The following is a 1,074-nucleotide window of genomic DNA, read 5'->3' on the forward strand; positions in this document are numbered from 1 at the left end:
TGCCCGCCGAGGACCGGCGCGCCGTGCGCCGTGGTCCGTCGCCCGTGCCGCCGAGGCGTCAGTCCTGGCCGGCGCCCGGCACCTTGTCGATTACGTCCTCGTACTCCGCCGCCCCGGGCAGCTCGCTGGGCGCGTAGATCAGCCGCACGACGCCCGTGGGCAGCGCCTCGGACGCGAGCAGCCGCAGCGGGTAGATCGGCTCGCCCTCGTCGAACAGCCGCTCGCCCGTGCGCGCCGCGACGGGGTGGACCAGCAGGCGCAGCTCGTCGAGCAGCCCCGCCGCGAGCAGCTGGCGCACGACGGAGAGCGACCCGGGCACGAGGATCTTGCCGACGGCCGGGTCGGCCTTGAGCGCGGTCACCGCGGCGACGAGGTCCCCGTCGACCCGCTCGACGTTGCGCCAGCCGAGGTCCTGGTCGCCGCGCGTCGCGACGACCTTGCGGGTGTCGCCGAGCGTCGCCGCGAACGGCGCGTCGTCGCCGCCGGCCGCCTCCCGGTCCGGCCACGCGCCGGCGAAGCTGTCGTACGTGACGCGCCCGAGCAGCAGGACGTCGACGTCCTCGTAGTCCTCGCCGACCGCCTGGCCCATCCGCTCGTCGAAGTACGGGAAGTGCCACGCCGGGTCGATCTCCGCGACACCGTCGAGGGAGATGAACAGGGTCGAGACGAGCGTCGCCATGGCGTCCTCCGCGGTCGGGGCCGCACCCGGATGCGCGACCACCCGGACGATCAGACCACGGACGGCGGGGCCGGGACGACCCCTCGACGGTTGCGACCAGGGCGGGGACCCGGCGGCGGCGGTCCGGGCACGGCTGCCGTCGGCATCGTGTGCTCGGTCCACTCGCGCCCGTCGAACCACCGGTGCTGCCCGCGCCGACGCGTGTCGGGGTACCAGCCCGCGGGGATCCTCCTTCTGGCCATGAGTTCCCCGTCGGCCGGAACGCCCCGCGACTTGAGGGTTCTCGCCGTCCTGGCCGGCGTGCGTCCGCCCCGGACGCGCCTGCCGCGGGCCGCGTCGACGCCCCACCGGCGGGCTTCGCGACGTGGGACGCGTGGCGCCGGCACCGCTGGAGA

Annotated in this window: 2 protein-coding genes; both read right to left on the reverse strand. The window is 75.9% G+C overall.

The features are described 5' to 3' along the window. Positions 1–58: 58 nt before the first annotated feature. Positions 59–679: a dihydrofolate reductase family protein gene (locus HGA02_RS20085; RefSeq protein ID WP_168681194.1), complete on the reverse strand. Its 621-nt coding sequence runs from the start codon at positions 677–679 to the stop codon at positions 59–61. Positions 680–729: 50 nt separating this feature from the next. Further along, positions 730–921 (reverse strand): DUF2510 domain-containing protein, encoded by a 192-nt coding sequence (locus HGA02_RS21885; RefSeq protein ID WP_168681196.1) that lies wholly within the window; start codon positions 919–921, stop codon positions 730–732. Positions 922–1,074 lie beyond the last annotated feature (153 nt).

Source organism: Cellulomonas septica, assembly GCF_012396155.1.
Classification (GTDB): Bacteria; Actinomycetota; Actinomycetes; order Actinomycetales; family Cellulomonadaceae; genus Cellulomonas; species Cellulomonas septica.